A 14,817-nucleotide genomic window follows, 5' to 3' on the forward strand; every position below is an offset into this window, starting at 1 on the left:
CGGTTACATTCCGAACCCGGAAGCTAAGCCTTTCAGCGCCGATGGTACTGCAGGGGGGACCCTGTGGGAGAGTAGGACGCCGCCGAACAATCTTTAGCCTCAACCCCTGGACCTGGTCCGGGGGTTGAGGCATTTTTGCGTTTGTGGACTTTTCATCCTGGGGGGACTGGCTGCGGGCCTTATCGGGCGGCGGCTGCAGTCTGTTGGTCGTGATTCTCGTCTGGCGGACGGTCGTCCGCCTTGCCGCGTACGACGATCCGCATCGTCGTATCGGACGCCGGATTCTCCTCGTACCTCGCGCGTTCGTGCGACCCCCTCTTCAGGAGGTGAGGCGTGAGGTACGGCGGGTTGTGGCTTTGCGCCGGCATCAAGGGGTGGCGAGTGCGACGCCTCAGGCGGACCTGCTCGACCGGTTGGTCGAGGCGGACCGCTCGGCGCGGGTGCTGAGGCGTGGACTGTGGGTCTGGGCGAGCCTGATACCCGTCCTGCTCGTGAGCTGCGGTGTTCTGCTCGGAGCGTGGTGTGCGATGTTCCCGGCATGGGGACAGGGGCCTGGTGCCTGGGTCTGGGGGCCTTACGACGTCTTCTCGCGGGTGTTCGAGGACTGGGGGTTCACCGAGGGCTATGAGGAGTGCCTCGGATGGTCTCTTCTCCGGGGCTGCGAACCGAACTTCGTTCCCTGGTGGTCCGGTGTCGAGTCGGGGTTCGGTTTCGGTATGGCCGTGGGGATGGTCCTGGGAGCCTGGTGGGTCCGGCGGTCGGCCCTTCGGGAGTTCGCCGTGTGGGCGAAGCAGGACGCTCCTCTCCTGGCATGTCTGGAAGCGCTCGCGGCATGCCGTGACGCCTACCGCACCCCCGCCCCGGAGGGTTCGGTCCTGGATGCGCGGGTGGCTCGACTGCGGGTCGCCCTGCAGGACTTCGCCCGGCTGGGCCTCCCCGCCGACGCGGATCGCCTGGTGGAACTCGAGGAGCACGGCTGGCGTGTGGCGACCACCCTGCACGAGGCGACGGGCCGCGTTCTCCGGGAGGGGACCGCCCGCCTGCCCGATGTCGTCCGGCTGCTCGCCCAGCTTCAGGACCGGCTGCACGAATCCCGTTGGCTCGCGCTGCTCGACGCATCCCTCCTCTCGACCGCCCCGACCCCGCCGCCCTCGGCGGCACCCGCCGTGCCGTCGACACGCGGCGTCGGAGCAGGCTGGCAGGCACAGCACTATCTGGCGTTGGCGACGGCAGTGCCCGCGGTTCCGGCTCTCCTGGCCCTGGTCTTCACGGCGATGACGGTTCGTCAGGCGAGCGACGCATTGCGCGTCAACGAGCGGGAGCAGGTCGCCACCTCGTACAACGAGACCGTGGCCAATCTCGGTGACGACAACGTGAACGTCAGGATCAGCAGCATCTACGCGCTGCAGCGGATGATGCGGGAGTCTCCACTCGAACAACCGGCGATCGTCGAAGTTCTCAGCTCGTACATACGGGAACACGCGCGGCTCCCGAAGAAGGCCCAGATCGAGGCCGCGCGCAAGGATGAGAACACGCGGCCCTCGGACGACGTCCAGGCGGCTCTCAATGTGCTGGGCGGCCGGCCGCTCGGCGTGGAGGGGGAGCGGGTGATCGATCTGAGGCGCACGTTTCTCGTCGGTGCCGACTTCAGCGCCGGGGACTTCTCCGATGCGGACATGAGGGGTGCGGATCTCACGCGGGCGTACCTCCAGGACGGGGAGTTCGAGAACGTCTGGCTCCACGATGCGACGATGAACAACGCCTTCCTGAGCAACAGCGATTTCGAGGACTCGGAGTTCCAGGACGCCGACCTCAGGGGCGTCGTCGCGGACAGTACCGACCTGCACGACACGGTCCTCACCGGTGTCGATCTGACGGGCGCGGTGCTGGTCAGCTCGGACCCGGAGTCGGCCACCTCTCTCTCGCATGCGGATCTTTCCGGGGCGAACCTCACCGATGCCGACCTGACCGGTGTCCGGCTGCGCGGGACCGACTTCGGTGCCGACACGGAGCTGGCGATGCCGGCCGCGAATCTCACCCGGACGAACTTCACCGGCGCACTCCTCGAGGAGGCGTACCTCGACGGGACGGACCGGAGCACCGCTGTCTGGGACGGGGCCGTGCTGACGGAATAGGCGGGGTCGGTGGCTACCGGCCCTTATTGACCTGGTGTCACCAGGTGGGTGTCGTAGGCCAGGATGACCGCCTGGACGCGGTCCCTCGCGCCTGTCTTCGCGAGGATGCGGCTCACGTGGGTCTTCACCGTCGACTCCGCCAGGTGGAGGCGTTCGGCGATCTCCGTGTTCGTCCAGCCCTGGGCGATGACCGTGAGGATCTCGCGTTCGCGGTCGGTGAGGGCCGTGAGGCGGGGGTCCGCACGGGGTGGGCCCGGGGTGGGAGGGAGGTGGTGGATGTACGCGTCCAGGAGGCGGCGCGTCAGGCTGGGGGCCACCACCGCGTCGCCGCTCGCCACGGCGCGGATGCCGGAGAGGAGTTCCTCCGGCTGGGCGTCCTTGACCAGGAAGCCGCTGGCGCCGGCGCGCAGGCCCTCGTAGGCGTATTCGTCGAGGTCGAAGGTCGTGACGATCAGGACGCGGGTGCGGGCGCCCGTGGCGACGATGCGGCGGGTGGCCTCGATGCCGTCGAGCCCCGGCATGCGGATGTCCATGAGGACGACGTCGGGGCGGTGCCGGTCCACGAGGCGGACCGCCTCGGTGCCGTTCGGCGCCTCGCCGACGACCGTCATGTCGTCCTGGCTCTCCAGCAGCATGCGGAAGCCGAAGCGTTGCATCGCCTGGTCGTCCGCGATCAGCACCGTCGTCACGAGGGGGAGTCCTCCAGGGGGAGTCGGAGCCGTACGCGCCAGCCGCCGTCCGGCAGCGGGCCCGCTTCGAGCGTGCCGTCGTACAGCGCGGCGCGTTCGCGCATTCCCGTAACGCCCTGGCCCGTGCCCGTGGTTCCGGTGCCGTGCGCCCGGCCGGTGTCCGTGATCTCGACGGTCGACGCCTCCGGCCCGTACGAAAGGCGCACGGTCGCCTCGGCTCCGGTGCCCGCGTGCTTGAGGGTGTTCGTGAGGGCCTCCTGGACGACGCGGTAGACCGTCAGTTGCGCGCCCGTCGCGAGCGGTGGGGTCTCGCCGTGGGTGTCCAGCCGTACCGGGAGGCCCGCGGTCCGCACGCCGGCGATGAGGTCGTCCAGGTCGTCCAGGGTGGGCTGTGGGTCGCGTACCGCCTCGCCGCGCAGCAGGCGGCGGAGTTCGGCGAGGGCCTGGCGGCTCGTCGTGCCGATGGCGTCGAGGGCTTCGGCGGCGCGTTCGGGGTTCTTGGCGGCCGCGTACCTGCCGCCGTCCGCGAGGCCGGTGATGACCGCGAGGTTGTGGCCGATGATGTCGTGCATCTCGCGGGCGATCCGGGTGCGTTCGGCGGCCGCCGCCAGCTGGGCCTGCTGGTCGCGTTCGACCTCGAGGCGGCGGGCCCGGTCGACGAGGGCGGCGGTGTGGTCCTGGCGGGAGCGGACCGCGATGCCGAGCAGGGCGGCCATCGCGTACGCCCACAGGGTGGGGACGACCTGTTGGTCCCAGCTGCCCTGGGGGTATCGGACCGCGCCCATGACCAGGGGCGGGGTGAGCAGCGCGAGTGTCCACGGGAGGGTGCGCAGGGGTCGGCGCAGCGCGATGTGGAAGACGGCGAGCAGCTGGAGGAGCCCGGCCTGGAGGAACGCGCCGGTCCCCTGGTTCACGAGCGCCACGCACGCCATCACCGCGAGGACCGCCATCGGCCGGCGGCGCCGCCACAGGAGCGGGACGGCGAAGGCCAGGCTCATGGCCACGACGAGCCAGGCCGGTACGGAGGGGTCGGGGGCGGTGTTCCGCCAGCCGCCCATCGCGTCGATCAGGGCGGCGGCCGCCCAGAAGGCGGTGAGCAGCCCGTCCCAGACCCTGGGGCGGCGCGTGTCGAAGGCTCGTACGCGCTGGGTCAGGCGCTGGATGTACCGGCTGAGGGGTTCCTCGCCGGTGCGGGGTCCCCCGCCGGTGCGGGGGGTGCCAGGGTCCGCGTCGGGCTCCGCGTAAGGGTCCGTGGCGGGTTCCCTGCCGGGCTCCGTGCCGGGCTGCTTCTCCGTGATCACGCGTTCATCCTCGTACGCCGGCGGCTAGACGTCTCGGCGCTTCAGCAACATCGCCGGGACGATCAGGGTCGCGGCCGCCCACAGGCACAGGGCGAGGAACGCGCCGCCCGGGGAGGCCGCGTGGGGCAGCGGGTCCGCGGAGCCGAGGGCGCCGGCGGCCTGGGTGGGGAAGTACGTGATGGCCCTCTCGACGGCGTCGTACGGGAGCATGCCGAGGACCTCCGGCAGGATCAGCACCCCGCCGACGAAGGCTCCGATGCCGCCCGGAACCGAGCGCAGCGCGGCGCCGAGTCCGAGGGCGACGAGGCCGAGGAGGGTGACTCCGGCGGCGTTGCCCGCGATGGCGGCCAGGACTCCGTCGTCGGCGAGGGAGGCGGCCTGGTCGGTGTCGGAGAGGAAGAGCTGCGCGGTGAGGAAGGTGATGAGGGCGGTCACGAAGGAGACGGTGAAGACGGTCGCCGTGAAGACGGTGGCCTTCGCCCACAGGACGGGCGTCCGGCGTGGGACGGCGGTGAGCGAGGCCCTGATCATGCCGGTCGAGTACTCGCCCGCCGTGACCAGGATGCCGAGGACGGCGAGGGAGATCGCGCCGAGCTGGGAGCCGTAGAGGGTGAGGATGACGGTGTCGACGTCGGAGTCGCCGCCGTCGGAGGTGTAGGTGGCGCCCATGAGGATGCCGACGCCGAGGAGGAAGGCGACGGAGGTGAGGACGGTGATCCAGGTGGAGCGGACCGTCCACAACTTGTGCCATTCCGAGCGCAGGACGCGGGTGGGGGTGACGCGGTACGCGGAGGCGGGGGCCACGGCCGTCGGGGTCGGGGTGGTCGGGGTGGTCGGGGTGGTCGCCGCGGTCATGCTGCTGCTCCCTGGTATTCGACCGAGTCCTGGGTGAGGTCCATGAACGCCTGCTCCAGGGAGGCGGTCTCGGGGGTGAGTTCGAAGAGCGGTACGCCGTGGGCGGCGGCCGCGCGGCCGATGTCCGCGGCTTCGACGCCGGTGACGCGGAGGGTGTCGACGGCCTCGCTGACGATCCGGGCCTGCGGCAGGAGGGCGCCGAGGCGGGCCGCTTCGGGGGTGACGACCTTGACCGAGGCGCCACCCGATTCCCGTACGAGCGCGTCGACGGTGGTGTCCGCGAGGAGCCGGCCCTTGCCGATGACGACGAGGTGGTCGGCGGTCAGGGCCATCTCGCTCATGAGGTGGGAGGAGACCAGGACCGTACGGCCTTCGGCGGCGAGGGACTTGAGCAGCGTACGGATCCACAGCACGCCCTCGGGGTCGAGCCCGTTGACGGGCTCGTCGAGGACGACCGTCTCCGGGTCGCCGAGGAGCGCGGCGGCGATGCCGAGCCGCTGGCCCATGCCGAGCGAGAAGCCCTTGACGCGGCGCCGGGCTACCTCGGCGAGGCCGGTGAGGCCCAGGACGTGCTCGACGCGGGAGCGCGGGATGCCGTGGGTGTGGGCGAGCGCCATGAGGTGGTGGTGGGCGGAGCGGCCGGGGTGGATCGAGCGGGCTTCGAGGAGCGCGCCGACCTGGGTGAGCGGGGCGGGGTGCGCGGCGTAGGCGCGGCCGCCGACGGTGGCGCGGCCGCGGGTGGGGGCGTCCAGGCCGAGGAGCATCCGCAGAGTGGTGGACTTGCCCGCGCCGTTGGGGCCGAGGAAGCCGGTGATCGTGCCGGGGCGGACGGTGAAGCTGAGGTCCTGGACGACGGTCCTGTCGCCGTACCGCTTGGTGAGTTCTTCTGCTCGGATCATGTCCACGACGCTACGGAGCGGGCGGCGGCGGATCGTCCGACCGTGGACGGGAGCGCGGCGGGTGACGTAGTACCGGGGTACGACGGGAAGAAAGAGCTTGTCGGGGGTGGTGGCCCGCGGCGAGGATCAGGACCATGGACTATTCGATACGTGTCATCCGCGCCGACGAGTGGGAGCAGACCCGCGAGATCCGGCTCGCCGCCCTGCAGGACCCGGTGGCGGGCATCGCCTTCCTGGACACCTACGAGGACGCCGTCGAGCGGCCCGACTCGTTCTGGAAGGAGCGCGCGGAGGGCGCGTCCGAGAGCGGGACGAAGGTCCGTCAGTTCGTGGCCGAGGCGCCCGACGGGAGCTGGGCGGGCACGATCTCGCTGCTGGTGGAGCGGCCGTCGGACGACGTGCGGCTCGGTGAGGCGGCGAAGGTCGACCAGACGCACATCGTGGGCGTGTACGTACGGCCGGAGGCGCGCGGGACGGGTGTGATCGACGCGTTGTTCCGGGCGGGCGTGGAGTGGTCCTGGTCGCTGCCGGAGCCGACGGTGCGGCGGGTGCGGCTGTACGTGCACGAGGACAACGCGCGGGCCGCTGCCTTCTACCGGCGGTTCGGGTTCGTGGCGACGGGGGTCCGGGTGGCGATGCCGGGGGACGACTCGGCGCACGAGGTGGAGTACGAGGTCCGGAGGCCGGGGGTCTGACGTCGAGCCCGGCGGCCGGGTGCGCCTGACGCCCTGGCGGAGGCCCGATGGCGCCCTAGGGCTGGGGCAGGGGCTCCGGCCAGCGGGCGCGGGCCTGTTCCGGGGAGCGGAGCAGGGCCAGGGTCGGCAGGCCCTGGTCCCGGCCGTCCGCAAGCAGCTCCGGCAGACGGGGAAGGGGAGCCACGGCGGCGACGTCGTCGAGGACCAGGGTCATTGGTGGGTCGAGCCGACCGTCGGATGACCGTGCGGCCATGCGGCGGCCGTGCTCGACCACGCTTGCGGCGAGGGCGGTGAGCAGGGGCATCCCGCCGGGGCGGGTGCGCGGGTCCTCGATGGTTTCACCGACCACATAGAGGGTGCCCCCTTCGGCGACGAATGATTCCAGCGTCAGCGAATCAGTTCGATTCGGGGTGCAGGCGTCCCTGATGTGGACCGAGGAGAGCGAGGAGAGTGCACGGGCCGTCAACTCCTGGGCGATCTCGCGCCGTTCCGGGTGCGCGGTGAGCGCCGACTCCAGGAGGCCGGCGTGTCCCGAGGCGGCCTTGGGGTGCGTGCGGAGGATGCGTACGGGCTCGTGGGCGGCCGTGCCCTGGGCCCAGCGGTGGACCTGCTTGAAGGGGCGGTCGTCCAGGGCGGCGGCGTGCAGCCAGCAGCGCAGGAGCGTTTCGGCGGTGTCGGCGACCGCGACGTCCAGACGGGACGGCGGGCGTACGGGGGCGAGGAGGGCGACCGCCCGCTCCTGGGCCCTCGCCGGGTCCTCGCACCCCGCGGACGGGGACCAGTGGAGGCGTGCGGGTGTGTCGCAGAGGTGGCCGGGGTCGTAGAGCAGGACGGGGCCGAGCTTCCCGCGGGCGTCCTTGGTGTAGGCCCAGAGCGTCGGGTCGGAGGTGACGACGAGCAGGGGCCCCTCGGCGTCCTGGATCGCCTGGACGGCCGCGGGACGGCGCTCTGCGGGGGTGCCGTACACGATGCCGAGGGAGGGTGGGGCAGGCGCCGGGGTCGGGGCGGGCGGCCGGGACGCGGCCGGGGGGTGCTCCTCCAGGGGCGTCCTGGGTGCGGGCGGCTGCTGTACGACCGCCTGCGGTGTGTCTTCCGCGAGGCCCTCGGCGGCCGCACGGCTCGTACGCGCACCGGCGCTCGCGACCGCGCTCGCACTCGTCCCGGCACTCGCGACCGCACTCACCCCGTACGCGCCGACGCGGCGGGTCGCCCGTACCGTTCTCCAGCGTGCCAGCGTCCCCACCACGAACACCGTGAGGACCACCAGCACCATCAGCTCGCCGATGAGCAGGCCCCAGAACAGGCCGTATCCCGACAGCTCGCCCGCCGGGGTGTCCGGCCATGCGCCCGGCAGGTCCTGCGGGCTGCCGAACAGGGAGCGGACGGCCATCGGGGTCCGGGTGAAGGTGACACCTTCCGGCCAGGCGCCCTTCGACAGCAGGGCCGCCAGACCGGTCGCCGTCCACGCGAGCGCCGTCAGGCCGACGGGGACGCCGACCAGGGCCAGCACCAGCCCGTCCGGGACCCCGCCCTGCTGCCGCTCCCGCGGCCCCTTCGCCATCGCCATCCTCACGCCACCGTCGACCGGGAGGGATCGTCGAGCTGCCGCTCCATGAGGGCGGCGCGCTGTTCCGTCTCCCACTCCAGTTCCGGGTCGACGGCCGGGTCGGCCGACGACTCCGTCATGGCGCGGTCCGTGTAGACGAGCGGGCGTTCCCTCTCGGTGATGAGGTGCTTGACCACCTGGACGTTGCCGTTGACGTCCCAGACCGCGATACCGGGGGTGAGCGTCGGGATGATCTCGACCGCCCACCGTGGCAGGCCGAGTACCCGTCCCGTCGCCCTCGCCTCGTCGGCTTTCTGGGCATAAATGGTCCGCGTGGACGCCATCTTGAGGATGGCCGCGGCCTCGCGGGCGGCCGCGCCGTCGACGACGTCGGAGAGGTGGTGCACGACGGCGACGAAGGACAGGCCGAGCCGGCGGCCGAACTTGAGCAGCCGCTGGAACAGCTGCGCCACGAAGGGGCTGTTGATGATGTGCCAGGCCTCCTCGACCAGGAAGATGCGCTTCTTCCGGTCGGGGCGGATCCAGGTGTGCTCCAGCCACACGCCGACGATCGCCATGAGGATCGGCATGGCGATGGAGTTGCGGTCGATGTGGGACAGGTCGAAGACGATCAGCGGCGCGTCGAGGTCGATGCCGACCGTCGTCGGGCCGTCGAACATGCCCCGCAGGTCGCCGTCGACGAGCCGGTCCAGGACGAGCGCGACGTCCAGACCCCAGGCGCGTACGTCGTCTATGTCGACGTTCATCGCCTCCGCCGACTCCGCCTTGGGGTGGCGGAGCTGCTCGACGATGTCGGTCAGGATGGGCTGGCGGTCGGTGATGTGCTCGTTGACGTACGCGTGGGCGACCTTGAGCGCGAAGCCGGATCGCTCGTCGAGGCCGTGGCCCATCGCGACCTCGATGATCGTACGGAGCAGGGCCAGCTGCCCGGTCGTGGTGATCGACGGGTCGAGCGGGTTGAGCCGGATGCCGGCGTCGACGGCGACCATCGGGTCGAGGCGGATGGGAGTTATCCCCAGCTCCTGCGCGATGAGGTTCCATTCGCCGACGCCGTCCTCGCCCTGGGCGTCGAGGACGACGACCTGCCGGTCGCGGAACCGCAACTGCCGCAGGACGTACGTCTTCTCCAGCGCCGACTTGCCGTTACCGGACTCGCCGAGGACCAGCCAGTGGGGGGCCGGGAGCTGCTGCCCGTACAGCTGGAACGGGTCGTAGATGTAGCCCTTGCCGCTGTAGACCTCGCGGCCGATGATCACGCCGGAGTCGCCGAGGCCGGGCGCGGCGGTGGGCAGGTAGACGGCCTGGGCCTGGCCGGTCGAGGTGCGGACGGGCAGGCGGGTCGTCTCCACCTTCCCGAAGAGGAAGGCGGTGAAGGCTTCTGTGAGGGCGGAGAGTGGATCTCGCATGTGGGCGGGCCCCTTAGCGGCTGGCGGCTGGCGGCTCTAGCGGCGGATGCCGGTCGCGAACGGCAGGGTGTTCACAAAGGCCCGGTGGTGCTCGCGGTCGCACCACTCCAGCTTCAGATACGACTTGCCGGCGGAGGCCCTGATCGTGCGCTTGTCCCTGGCCAGGGCTTCGGGCGAACGCGACGACACAGTGATGTACCCGACGAGGTTGACGCCCGCCGCGCCACTGGCGAGATCTTCACCCCGCTGGTCGAGCCGGCCGTGCGCGGCGATGTCGCGGGGGTCGACCGTGCGGTTCATCTTGGCCTGGCGGGAGGCCTCGGCCTCGTCGTTGGTCTTCTCGGTGAGCATGCGCTCGATGGCGACCTCGGTGGGTTCGAGGTCCATGGTCACGGCGACCGTGCGGATCACGTCGGGCGTGTGGACGAGGAGCGGGGCGAGGAAGTTGACGCCGACGGGGGTCATCGGCCACTCCTTCACCCAGGCGGTGGCGTGGCACCAGGGGGCGCGGGTGGAGGACTCACGGGTCTTGGCCTGGAGGTAGGTGGGCTCCATGGCGTCGAGTTCGGCGGGCCAAGCGTTTCGTTTCGTCATGGCCTGGATGTGGTCGATGGGGTGGTCCGGGTCGTACATGGAGTGCACGAGGGAGGCGAGCCGGGACTGGCCGAGGGGCTGCCGTACGCGGATGTCGGCCTCGGCGAGACGGGCGCAGATGTCGGTGAGCTCGCGGGCCATGACGACGGCGAGGCCGGCGTCGCGGTCGAGCTTGCGGGCGCCGGAGGTGTGACGGGCCGCGCGGGCCATGGCGTTGGCCTCGGCGGCGAGTTCGCGGGTGTAGTGCATGCAGGCCACGAGGTAGGCGCGGTGCTGCTCGCTGGAGGTGGAGACCATCGACTGGAGCTGCTCGTACGACTCCTGGAGCCAGCCGGGGGCCTGTGCGTCGCCGCGCTGGGCGACGTCCTTGGCGTGGGCGTCGGGGTCGGCGGGGAGGGTGCGGGCGAGCATCTGGAGGCGGGTGACGAAGCCGTCTCCGTTGGCGACGTGCTTGAGGAGGGTGCCGAAACGGTCCACCAGGGCTTCCTGGTCCTCGCTGTCGCGCAGGCCGACGCCGGGGCCCTCGATCTCGATGGCGGCGGTGACGGTGCGGCGGTCGGCGTGGAGGAGGACGGCGATCTCGTCGGGGCCGAAGGGCGCGGCGAGCCAGCTGATCCGGCCGATGCCGGGCGGCGGGCCGACCTCGACCTCACGGCCGTCGATCCGGGTGCCGGCCTCGGCGGCGGCGGAGCGGTAGGCGGTGCCGCGCTTGAGGGAGCGCTTGTAACTGCGGTTGATCTCGAACCACTTGTAGAAGGTGCGGTGCTTGTACGGCACGTACACGGCGGCGAGCGCCAGGACGGGGAAGCCGACGAGCAGCACGATCCGCAGGGTGAGGGCGGAGACGAGGAGTCCGCTCATCATGCCGAGGAACGCGCCGGCGATGATCAGGGCGATCTCGCCGGTCTCGCGGTTCTTGCCGACGATCGCGTTCGGCCGGGCACGGCCGATGAGATACGTACGGCGGGGCGTGACCGGCTGGGACTGGGTCGTCAACGCCCTCCACCTCCAGTGCTTCCTGTGTTGTTGCGGTTGCTGTGCGGGGTGCCCGACGTGGGGCTGCTGCTACGCGGTGGGGGTGCGGCGGAGGGGACAGTTCCGCCGCCGCCCCCGGTGCCCCCGGAGCTGACGGCCGTGCCACGGCTGCTGTGGGCGGCGACACCGCCGGAGAGCGGGTTGGCGGGGCGCGGGGCGCCACCGCTGTTCTGGGTTCCGCCGCCGCTGTCGCGGGTGCTGTGGGTCTTGATGCCCTGGGAGACGAGGGAGGCGGGGGAGGAGATGACGGCGGCGGCGGCGTTCTCGCCGGCGCGGTGGAGGCGGTTGTTGCGGGAGGCGACGATCTCGTCGCCGAAGCCGGGGACGAAGCGGTAGATCATCGCGGAGGCGAAGATGGCGAGCAGGATGATCGCGAGGCCGGAGACGACCGCGGAGAAGGAGTCGGGTCCGGTGCCGGAGGAGAGCGCGCCGGCGAGGCCGAGGACGATGACGATGACCGGCTTCACGAGGATGATCGCGATCATGATGCCGGCCCAGCGGCGGACGTGGCCCCACATGTTCTTGTCGACGAGGCCGGAGTAGACGACGACGCCGAGGAGGGCGCCGACGTAGAGCATGACGGCGCGCAGGAACAGCTCGAGGTAGAGGACGCCGGCGGCGAGGATGCTGACGAGCGAGACGATGATCAGCATGATCGGCCCGCCGCCGATGTTGTCGCCCTTCTGGAGGGCCTCCTTGAAGCTGCCGAAGAAGACGTCGGTCTGTTGCCCGGTGCCGGAGGCGATGACCTCGGTGACGGCGTCGGTGGCGTTGACGACGGTGTAGAGGATGAGCGGGGTGAAGGCGGAGGCGAGGACGGTCAGCCAGAGGAAGCCGATGGCCTCGGAGATGGCGGTGGTGAGGGGGACGCCGCGGATGGCTCGCTTGGCGACGGCGAGGAGCCAGAGGAGGAGGGTGAGGAAGGTGGCGGCGGCGAAGACGACGGCGTAGCGGCCGAGGAACTCGATGTTGGTGAAGTCGACGTCGGCGGTCTCTTTGACGGCCTTGGAGAGGGCGTCGACGATCGAGACGGCGGCGTCGGCGCAGCCGCGGGCGAGGGAGGAGAGGGGGTCCAGGGCGGCGGTGGGGTCGGTCACGGAACGGCCGTTGCCGGCGCCGTTGCTTTGGCCGTTTTCGCAGTAGTCCTTCGCCTGACCGACGATCAGGTCACACGGGTTGTTGCTGGGGCTCGGTGTGGCGCTGGGCGTCGGCGTAGGCGTGGGTGCCGCGTGGGCACGCGACGCGAGGAGCACGACGCCTGCGGGCAGAGCGGCGACGAGCGTGCCGAGCGAGCGTCGGTCAGCGGGCATAGGTGAACCCTCCGTACTCCTGGACAGCCTCGGCGATGTCATCCGCGGTGGAAGCACGATTGTCGCCGTTGACCGGCGTCGGGCCTTCGGCCTGCTCCGAGGAGACGATCTTCCAGTCGTTGCCGACCCACCTGAGCTTCTCGGTGATCGTGAACCAGTTGGAGGTCACCGGCTTCGTGGATCCCTCGCCTGCCAGGCCCACGAGTCCGGTGCACCAGACCTCCACCGTCGCCGAGTCGTTGCTGAAGTCCCGTACCTTCGTGCCGACCGGGATCGTGCGCGACACGAAGGTCAGTCCGCTGGGCGCGGTGCCGTCGGCGCCGAGGCCGATGTTCGCCAGGAAGCCGGGGGAGTAGGAGTCGTCCAGCCTCTTCATCAGGCCGGCCACCACCGCAGGGTCATGCGTGGTCTCGACGATGGTCCGCCGAGTTCCGGCCCGGAACATCCCGTCAGAACCCAGCGCCACCGCGAAGTTCGACGCCGCGCTCTGCGCGCCCTGTTCGTTCTGGGCGAAGCCCGTGGGGATCGGGCCGGTCTTGCCCGTCACCGGGCGGACGCCCGTCGCCGCGGTCGGGTTTCGGGCGGCCGAGGGGTTGGCGTCCGTCTTCTCCGGGTCGCCGTCTCCTCTGTTCGCGAAGGCGATCGCGGCGATCAGGAGGACCACCACGCCCACCACCGTGATGAGCGAGCGCGAGCTGCGGGCGGTCGGGGGGCGGCGGGTGTCGTCGTAGGGGTCGCCGCTGCCGCCCTCCGGGAGGCGCGTGCGGGTCTGGCCCGAGCCGCCGCCGAAGCCGCCGTTGTCGTCGCCGAGGCTCATGACAGGCACGCCCTCTCAACCGTGTGGTGACTGGACATCAGGAAAAGAACCGACCTCGGTGGTTAGACGGCCATCCCGTACACGATCGTGAACAGCGTGCCCAGCGACCCGATGATGAAGACGCCGGTGAGACCGGCCACGATCAGGCCCTTGCCCTGCTCGGCGCTGAACGTGTCCCGGAGTGCGGTCGCGCCGATGCGCTGCTTCGCCGCTCCCCAGATGGCGATGCCGAGACAGAGCAGGATGGCCACGGCCATCACGACCTCGATCATCACCTTGGCCTCGTTGCCCAGGCTCCCGAAAGGCCCCCAGTTCGGGGCGATTCCACCGATGATGGTGGTGATGTCGCCTTCTTCGGCCGCCAGGTACATGTAACTCACCGCCCCTGTTGGGTAGTTCGTCGACCCTGCCCGATGGCAGGGGTCATCGCCCTATCTTCGCTGATGAAACCGCTCGCGTGTGACGGCTTGACGGCTCTATTTACCCGATCCCCGCACACTTGACCGATCCCACCGTCTTGACCTGCGGCGAGGTGGCCGGTTTCTATGCGAAGAAGCGTATGGTCACTCTGTGTATCACGGAGGGTGACTCCGGGCAATGACTGTCGTTGTTACACCTCAGGCCGCGTACACGGCCCGAGGTGTCGCCGTCATCCGCCCGCGTACGGGGTGTCGACGTGGCTGACTTCGTAGAGGCCGGCCCCTGCCACGCGGTAGAGAGCCGTACGGGTCAGCGTGTTGACCGCCAGGGGCTCGCCGTCGCGGCGTGTGCGGTGGACGACGGTCACGGCCGGCGGGGTCACCGCGAGGGAGACCACCGGAGTGCGGTCGCCGAGCGACTCGGTGGCGAAGGGGACCGGGGTCCCGTGGTCGTTCCGCCAGACGACGAGCGTGTAGTAGCGGCCCGTGCCCGGCGTGGTGATCTTCACGACGCCCACGGCGTCCGCCGCGCCGTCCCCCACGAGCCGGCCGATCGCGCACTGGGGCTGGAGGTCGACCTGGACGCCGTCCTCGTTCTCCCAGTGGCCGTCGGTGAGCCGCATCCCCGGGTGCGGGTGGTCGGGCAGCTTGACGAGGGCGGTCTGCACGCGCGCGTGGCGGAGTTGATCGCACGTCAGGGCGCGCGCGGGGTGGCGGGAGGGTGAGGCCGTACGGGTCGGTGAGGCCGAACGGGCCGGGGAGGCAGAACCGGTCGGGGACGCCGTACGGGTCGGGGACGCCTCCTCCGTCGGCTTCGCGCTCTCCGTCGGCTTCGCGCTCTCCGTCGGCTTCGCGTTCTCCGTCGGCCTCGCGCTCGGCGTCCCCGACGCGCCCGGTGTGCCCGCGCCGGTGCCGCCGTCCGGGCCGCAGCCGGTCAGCAGGCTCGCCGCCAGCGTCGCCGTCAGGGCGGCGACCGCCAGCCGTGTCACCCGTGTCAGATGGTTCGCCTCGTGGCTCATGATCGTCCCCCTGTGTGGCCGGTTCCTGCTGTTCGACGCGACGAGAGACGCCCCCGCCTCCGGCCGGGGTTGCAGG

The 14,817-nt window shown here is 71.1% G+C and carries 13 protein-coding genes and 1 rRNA gene; 3 read left to right on the forward strand and 11 right to left on the reverse strand.

What is annotated here, in order from left to right; genetic code table 11:
• Positions 1-88, forward strand: a 5S ribosomal RNA gene (gene rrf / locus ACF1G2_RS24050); the annotation flags it as partial.
• Between the two features lie 55 nt (positions 89-143).
• Positions 144-2,135 (forward strand): pentapeptide repeat-containing protein, encoded by a 1,992-nt coding sequence (locus ACF1G2_RS24055; protein WP_391800232.1) that lies wholly within the window; start codon positions 144-146, stop codon positions 2,133-2,135.
• 23 nt (positions 2,136-2,158) lie between these two features.
• Here ACF1G2_RS24055 and ACF1G2_RS24060 read toward each other — a convergent pair whose 3' ends face one another.
• Genes ACF1G2_RS24060 through ACF1G2_RS24075 form a run of 4 tightly spaced genes read right to left on the reverse strand, consistent with a single transcriptional unit; the run spans position 2,159 to position 5,879 of the window.
• Positions 2,159-2,824, reverse strand: coding sequence for a response regulator (locus ACF1G2_RS24060; RefSeq protein ID WP_391800233.1), 666 nt, complete (start codon positions 2,822-2,824; stop codon positions 2,159-2,161).
• On the reverse strand, positions 2,821-4,122 hold the full coding sequence (locus ACF1G2_RS24065; RefSeq protein WP_391800522.1) for a sensor histidine kinase: 1,302 nt from the start codon (positions 4,120-4,122) through the stop codon (positions 2,821-2,823). Before ACF1G2_RS24065 ends, ACF1G2_RS24060 begins: the two co-directional genes overlap by 4 nt.
• A 27-nt stretch (positions 4,123-4,149) precedes the next feature.
• Positions 4,150-4,980, reverse strand: coding sequence for an ABC transporter permease (locus ACF1G2_RS24070; RefSeq protein ID WP_391800234.1), 831 nt, complete (start codon positions 4,978-4,980; stop codon positions 4,150-4,152).
• Positions 4,977-5,879 carry an ABC transporter ATP-binding protein gene (locus ACF1G2_RS24075; RefSeq protein ID WP_391800235.1) on the reverse strand — a complete coding sequence of 301 codons (903 nt, stop codon included), beginning with the start codon at positions 5,877-5,879 and terminating at the stop codon, positions 4,977-4,979. The genes ACF1G2_RS24070 and ACF1G2_RS24075 overlap by 4 nt, the downstream gene beginning before the upstream one ends.
• Positions 5,880-6,013: 134 nt before the next feature.
• Here ACF1G2_RS24075 and ACF1G2_RS24080 point away from each other — a divergent pair, with 134 nt between their 5' ends.
• Positions 6,014-6,574: a GNAT family N-acetyltransferase gene (locus tag ACF1G2_RS24080; protein ID WP_391800236.1), complete on the forward strand. Its 561-nt coding sequence runs from the start codon at positions 6,014-6,016 to the stop codon at positions 6,572-6,574.
• A 55-nt stretch (positions 6,575-6,629) separates the two neighbouring features.
• On the opposite strand, the gene ACF1G2_RS24085 is transcribed toward ACF1G2_RS24080, so the two are convergent.
• The 7 genes from ACF1G2_RS24085 to ACF1G2_RS24115 form a co-directional block, all read right to left on the reverse strand.
• The gene (locus ACF1G2_RS24085) at positions 6,630-8,141 is read right to left on the reverse strand and encodes a type IV secretory system conjugative DNA transfer family protein (RefSeq protein ID WP_391800237.1); all 1,512 of its coding nucleotides are present in this window, start codon (positions 8,139-8,141) and stop codon (positions 6,630-6,632) included.
• A gap of 2 nt (positions 8,142-8,143) precedes the next feature.
• Positions 8,144-9,547 carry an ATP-binding protein gene (locus ACF1G2_RS24090; protein WP_391800238.1) on the reverse strand — a complete coding sequence of 468 codons (1,404 nt, stop codon included), beginning with the start codon at positions 9,545-9,547 and terminating at the stop codon, positions 8,144-8,146.
• 36 nt (positions 9,548-9,583) lie between these two features.
• Complete coding sequence (locus ACF1G2_RS24095) at positions 9,584-11,137, reverse strand: SCO6880 family protein (RefSeq protein ID WP_391800239.1); 1,554 nt, start codon at positions 11,135-11,137, stop codon at positions 9,584-9,586.
• On the reverse strand, positions 11,134-12,486 hold the full coding sequence (locus ACF1G2_RS24100) for a hypothetical protein (protein ID WP_391800240.1): 1,353 nt from the start codon (positions 12,484-12,486) through the stop codon (positions 11,134-11,136). Before ACF1G2_RS24100 ends, ACF1G2_RS24095 begins: the two co-directional genes overlap by 4 nt.
• A complete protein-coding gene (locus ACF1G2_RS24105) occupies positions 12,476-13,303 on the reverse strand; it encodes a hypothetical protein (RefSeq protein ID WP_391800523.1) in 828 nt (275 codons plus the stop codon). Before ACF1G2_RS24105 ends, ACF1G2_RS24100 begins: the two co-directional genes overlap by 11 nt.
• 62 nt (positions 13,304-13,365) lie before the next feature.
• Positions 13,366-13,674: a hypothetical protein gene (locus tag ACF1G2_RS24110; RefSeq protein ID WP_260230621.1), complete on the reverse strand. Its 309-nt coding sequence runs from the start codon at positions 13,672-13,674 to the stop codon at positions 13,366-13,368.
• A gap of 278 nt (positions 13,675-13,952) precedes the next feature.
• Positions 13,953-14,741 (reverse strand): hypothetical protein, encoded by a 789-nt coding sequence (locus ACF1G2_RS24115; RefSeq protein ID WP_391800241.1) that lies wholly within the window; start codon positions 14,739-14,741, stop codon positions 13,953-13,955.
• Positions 14,742-14,817: the final 76 nt, after the last annotated feature.

The organism is Streptomyces sp. NPDC013457, from assembly GCF_043089925.1.
In the GTDB taxonomy this organism is placed as follows: Bacteria; Actinomycetota; Actinomycetes; order Streptomycetales; family Streptomycetaceae; genus Streptomyces.